The 5,389-nt window shown below is 67.6% G+C and carries 4 protein-coding genes; all 4 read right to left on the bottom strand.

Going from position 1 to position 5,389, the window contains the following annotated elements; translation table 11 throughout:
* A partial coding sequence (locus AX744_RS17950; RefSeq protein WP_061018459.1) for an NAD(P)-dependent alcohol dehydrogenase occupies positions 1 to 947 on the bottom strand: 947 nt, incomplete at its 3' end.
* Positions 948 to 1,054: 107 nt separating this feature from the next.
* Positions 1,055 to 3,121 carry an acyl-CoA dehydrogenase family protein gene (locus AX744_RS17955; protein ID WP_058631584.1) on the bottom strand — a complete coding sequence of 689 codons (2,067 nt, stop codon included), beginning with the start codon at positions 3,119 to 3,121 and terminating at the stop codon, positions 1,055 to 1,057.
* 120 nt (positions 3,122 to 3,241) lie between these two features.
* Positions 3,242 to 4,477 (bottom strand): HTTM domain-containing protein, encoded by a 1,236-nt coding sequence (locus AX744_RS17960; protein WP_061018462.1) that lies wholly within the window; start codon positions 4,475 to 4,477, stop codon positions 3,242 to 3,244.
* Complete coding sequence (locus AX744_RS17965) at positions 4,474 to 5,310, bottom strand: DUF5819 family protein (protein WP_061018464.1); 837 nt, start codon at positions 5,308 to 5,310, stop codon at positions 4,474 to 4,476. The genes AX744_RS17960 and AX744_RS17965 overlap by 4 nt, the downstream gene beginning before the upstream one ends.
* Positions 5,311 to 5,389 lie beyond the last annotated feature (79 nt).

Raw genomic sequence — 5,389 nt, forward strand, 5'->3', positions numbered from 1 at the left:
TCGATCTCTGCCGCGATGCCGTGCTCGGCGCAGAAGTCGAGCATCTCCTGCGTCTCGCCGATGCCGCCGATGTTGCTGCCGGCAAGCGAGCGCCGACCACCGATCAGCGACATCACGCCCACCTCCAGGGGTTCGCCGGGAGCGCCGACGCACACCATGGCTCCGCCGACGTCGAGCAGGCTCAGGTAGGAGCGCAGATCGATCACGGCGCTCACGGTGTTGAGGATCACATCGAACGATGAGCGCAGCTCGCGGAAGGTCTCCCGGTCGCTGGTGGCGCGATAGTGGTCGGCGCCGAGCCGCAGACCGTCGTCCTTCTTGCTCAGGGTCTGCGAGAGCACGGTCACCTCCGCGCCGAGAGCATGGGCGATCTGCACTCCCATGTGCCCGAGGCCGCCGAGCCCGACGACCGCGACGCGTGTGCCGGGTCCGACGTTCCAGTGCCGCAGCGGCGAATAGGTCGTGATGCCCGCGCACAGCAGCGGTGCGGCGACGTCCAGCGGCAGAGCGTCGGGGATGCGCAGCACGAAGGCCTCGGTCACGACCACCTGCTCCGAGTAGCCGCCCTGGGTGACGGTGCCGTCGCGATCGATGCCGCCATAGGTGAGCACGGCCCCCTGGGTGCAGAACTGCTCTTCGCCGCGCAGACAGTTGCGGCACTCCCCGCAGGAGTTCACCAGGCATCCGACGCCGACACGATCGCCGACCGCATACCGGGTGACGCCCGCGCCGACCGCAGCGACCGTGCCGGTGATCTCGTGCCCGGGAGCGAGCGGATACTGCTGCGGACCCCAATCGCCCCGCACGGTGTGGATGTCCGAGTGGCAGATCCCGGCGAAGGCGATGTCGATCAGCACGTCGAGCGGGCCGAGTTCGCGTCGCTGGATGACGGTCTTCTCCAGCGGGGCTGCTTCACGGGGTGCGGCATAGGCGTTCACGGCAGGCATATCGGACTCCTCGGATCGGTACCTGCCGAGACTACCCAGCGCGGGAGGTGAATCAGCCGTGCCGCGCGAGTCGACGATTGTCGAGAGGAGAGCGAACCGCGGGCGGGTCAGCGCTGCTTCTTCTTGAGCGCCTTCTCCTGGATGGGGGCCTGTCCGCTCGCCTCGAGGTCGGCGTAGTACGCACGGGCCTCGTCCTGCCGCTGCTTCTCCAGGCCGCTCGCGATGGGAGCGCGCACGTGCTCGGGCTCGTAGCCGAACGCGTTCACGAGGTCGAGGGAGTACGGGCGCAGACGGGCGCACAGGCGGTCGATGTAGCTCGACACCGCCGCGCCGCGCTGCATCGACAGACGTCCGTGGATCAGATGCCAGGCGAGGTGCTTCTCGATGAGCTGCAGGCCGAACAGGTCGCGCAGCCAGGTGAGCACCTTCTTGGTGTCCTCGTCGTCGATCTGGTGCACGGCGTCGGTGAACGCCTCCCACTGCAGCAGCTCTCCGTGCGCACGGGCGGCCTCGATGAGCTCGGCCTGGTTCTCGTTGAACAGGCGAGCGCCGAGGGCCTTGTCCTTCGCACCGGGGCGGAGGCGCGAGGCGATGTCGGCCACCATCTGCTGCACACGTCCGGCGAGCAGATCGTGCTGCTGCTCCTCGCGCAGGCCCCGCTCGACCGATCGGCTCACCTGACCGAAGTCGGAGACGGCCTGACCGAGCTGACGCAGGCCCGCACCGTGGAACAGCTTGCCCGCGGTCATGCCCACGGCGAACTTGGCGAGGGCCGCCGCATCCTTGCCCTGGAACTGCTTCGCGTAGTCGGTCAGCAGACGCTTGCCCACCAGCTGCAGCAGCACGTTGTTGTCGCCCTCGAAGGTGACGTAGATGTCGAGGTCGGCACGAAGCCCGACCAGACGGTTCTCGAACATGAAGCCGGCACCGCCGGTGGCCTCTCGGGCCTCCTGGAGAGTGTCGAGCGCATGCCACGTCGACAGCGGCTTGAGGGCGGCGGCCAAGGTCTCCAGGTCTTCCCGGTCCGCCGGGGTGTCGGTCCGGCCGGAGAAGACACCGTCGAACTTCTGCAGGAACTCGTCGTGCGCGAAGATCTGCGCGTAGGTGGTCGCCAGGCGCGGCAGCAGACGGCGCTGGTGCTTGCCGTAGTCCATCAGCACCACCTCCTGCCCATCAGCACCGTCGAACTGACGGCGCTGGGTGGCGTAGGTGATCGCGATGTGCAGACCGAGGGCGGAGGCCCAGGAGGCCGCGCCGTCGAGGGACACCCGCCCCTGCACGAGGGTGCCGAGCATCGTGAAGAAGCGGCGGCCAGGGCTGTCGATCGCGCTGGAGTAGGTGCCGTCAGCCGCGACGTCGCCGTAGCGGTTGAGCAGGTTGGTCCGCGGGATCCGCACGTGGTCGAACGAGAGGCGCCCGTTGTCGATGCCGTTGAGTCCGCCCTTGAGACCGTCGTCCTCGCGGCCGATGCCGGGGAGGTCCACCCCGTCCTCACCGCGCAGCGGCACATAGAAGCAGTGCACGCCGTGGTTCACGCCGTTCGTGATCAGCTGCGCGAAGACGGTCGCCGCTACGCCGTGCAGTGCGGCGTTTCCGAGGTACTCCTTCGTCGCCCCGCGGAACGGGGTGTTGATGACGAATTCCTCCGTCTCCGGGTCGTACGTGGCCGTGGTGCCGACCGCAGCGACGTCGGAGCCGTGGCCGATCTCGGTCATCGCGAAGGCACCGGGGATCGAGAGGTCCATCACTCCGGGGAGCCACTTCGCGTGGTGCTCCTCCGTACCCAGCTGCAGGATCGCCGATCCGAAGAGACCCCACTGCACACCCGACTTGATCTGCAGGCTGGGGTCGGCCACCACGAGCTCCTCGAAGCCCGCGATGTTCGCACCGTTGTTCTCCTCGCCGCCGAGCGACTTCGGGAACGCGCGATGCACGGCCTTGTTCTCCACCAGCAGGTGCAGCTGGCTGAGCACGCGCTCGCGGTGCTCGTCCTTGCCGAGCTCGTCCTTGCGCCAGAACGCCGAGTCCTTGATCATCTCGCGGGCCTGACGACGCACGTCACCCCACGTGCCCATCAGGGCGTCGTTGACGCGGGCGACATCGAGACGCGGGGTGGCGTCAGCGTTGTCGGGGGAGGTGCGGGTCGTCTTCGGACGGACGGCGGCGTCGACCATGAGCGTTCCTCTCAGAGGGAAGTGGGAATACTGCCATGGTAGGTCTGCCACAACGGGAGTCCTACTGCCCTGTCCACTTCCTCCAATGCGCTGCGGGGGCATCTCCCCGTCGGCTTGTCGTCAGACCACAGTCCGGGCCGGCAGCGCATCTTCCGGCACGGTAGGCGGTGGCGCTCCTGCCTCCCGCCAACGCCGCTTCGTCCCCGCGCTCAGACGCGCCCACGTGCGATCGCGGATGAAGATCGCATCGATCGCGATCATCGTCAGCGAGAACCACGGCAGCCCCATGAGCACGGCGATGCCGATGTGGAACGACAGGATGCCCAGCAGTCCGATCAACCGCGTGGGACGGGTGAGCAGCATGAGCGGGAACGCCACCTGCAGGATGATCGAACCCCAGCTGGCGACGGTGACCATCGGTCCCCATGTCGTGACGAGGTCGCTCAGCACCGGCCAGGTGCCGAACCGGGCGGTCTGCAGCGGGTTGTAGACCGCATACCCCTCTTCCCACGGCGCGCCGCCCGCTTTGTAGAGAGCGCCGGAGGCGTAGACGAAGCAGACCTGTGCCGTGAGAGCCACGAGCGCCAGGTTGTGGAACATGGTTCCCAGCAGCGCCGGCTGGCTGTTCGGGGCGAACCACTCCCCCGACTTCGCCCGACGCCGGGCATCCAGCGACCAGCGCGCCGCCGGGTCGGCGAAGAACAGCAGCAGCAGGGCGATGCGGAACATGTTGTCGCCCTGATCGCCCACCATGTCGTTCGCCTCGATGAACCCCACCCAGAGGCAGAAGAAGATCGGCAGCACGATCCGGAAGCGCCACCCGAGCACGAACAGCACGGCGAGCACTCCGAGCAGAAGGTAGAGCGCCGTGTAGAGCGCATCGTTCCCCATCGCGGCATGGAACGCACTGAACACCCAGATCCTGGGGAACTCGCTCACCGGCTCCGCGAGCTCGCCGTTCCAGGCCGACCCCGATCCGAACGTGTAGAGCCGGGTGCTGAAGTTCGAGATCAGCAGGCCGATCGCGGTGAGTCCGAAGAGGATGCGCGTGACCGCGAGTCCGTAGAGCGCCTTCTTCCCGTGGAAGAGCCAGTCGCCGACGAACGCCGAGATGCGGTCGATCGCCGACAGCACCATCGACCAGAGACCACCGATCATCGACGACACGAAGGTCAGCAGCCGTGTGAGGAACGACCGCGGCGGCACGGTGCTCGCCGGAGCCGGTGCCGGAGCGGGTTCGCGAGGAGGGGTGGGCGGCGCGGACGCCGGGGCCGGAGCGGTGATGGTGCTCCGTGGCGCGGAGTCCTTCTTCTTCGCGTCCTTCCGGCGGTCCGCGGTCTTGACCGGCGCGCTCACGGCTGGATCCGCTCGAACTGGCCGCGGAAGGTGTTCGCGAAGTTCTCGCGACTCTGCCCTTCCTCTTCTATGGGCAGACGCCATCCGGTCGTCGAGAACGTCGGGTCGGGGCGCTGCGCGCCGGGGTCGTTGCGATCCTTGTAGGGGACCACGTTCTGGCGGCTCACGCGGTACTGCACCGCGACCACCGCATCCGCTCCCCAGATCGCGTAGGCCACCTGGGTCGCGTACGCGGTCGAGAGGTGCTCCTCGGCCATGTAGGCCTCGGTCGATGGATTGTCTTCACCCTGCAGCTCGTCGAAGGAGCGCACCATCCACTCCTCCCAGTCGTCCTTCATGAAGTCCAGGCCGATGACGGCCTGCTGGTCGGCGTTCAGCTTGTTGTAGGCGTTCATCTGTCCGCTCGCCACCTCACTCGACTGGATGCCGGCCCGAGGAGGGAAGAGGTTGTACCGGATCATCGAGAGCTCCACGTCGGTGGCGCTGACCCACCCGGTCTCGACCTGTTCGCCGTTCTTCTCGATGAGGGCGCGGACGTTGAAGTGGTAGTCGCCGTTGATGGGCTCCGGTGCGAACACGCTCCAGGACTGACCGAACATCGGCAGCATGTACCCGGCGAGGACCTGCTGGGTGGGGATCTCCCGCAGTGCGGAGTATGGCGCTATCCACAGGAACGAGGCGCCGATGTGCCACAGCGTCAGGAGGCAGGCCGCGAAGGCGATGAGCTTCACCCACCACGTCGGCCGTGGCCGCACGGCTGCCGAGGGTTCCGGCTCGACCACGTCGGAACCTGCCGCGTCGGAGTGCGGTGCGGACTCGAGTCTGGTGCTCATTCACTTCCCTCCATACCGCCGAGGGGTCGGGACCGCCGTGGGGAAACGGTCCCGACCACTCAGCGTTCCTGCATCGCGA

Source organism: Microbacterium sp. CCH5-D1, from assembly GCF_001557335.1.
GTDB classification, from domain to species: Bacteria; Actinomycetota; Actinomycetes; order Actinomycetales; family Microbacteriaceae; genus Microbacterium; species Microbacterium oxydans.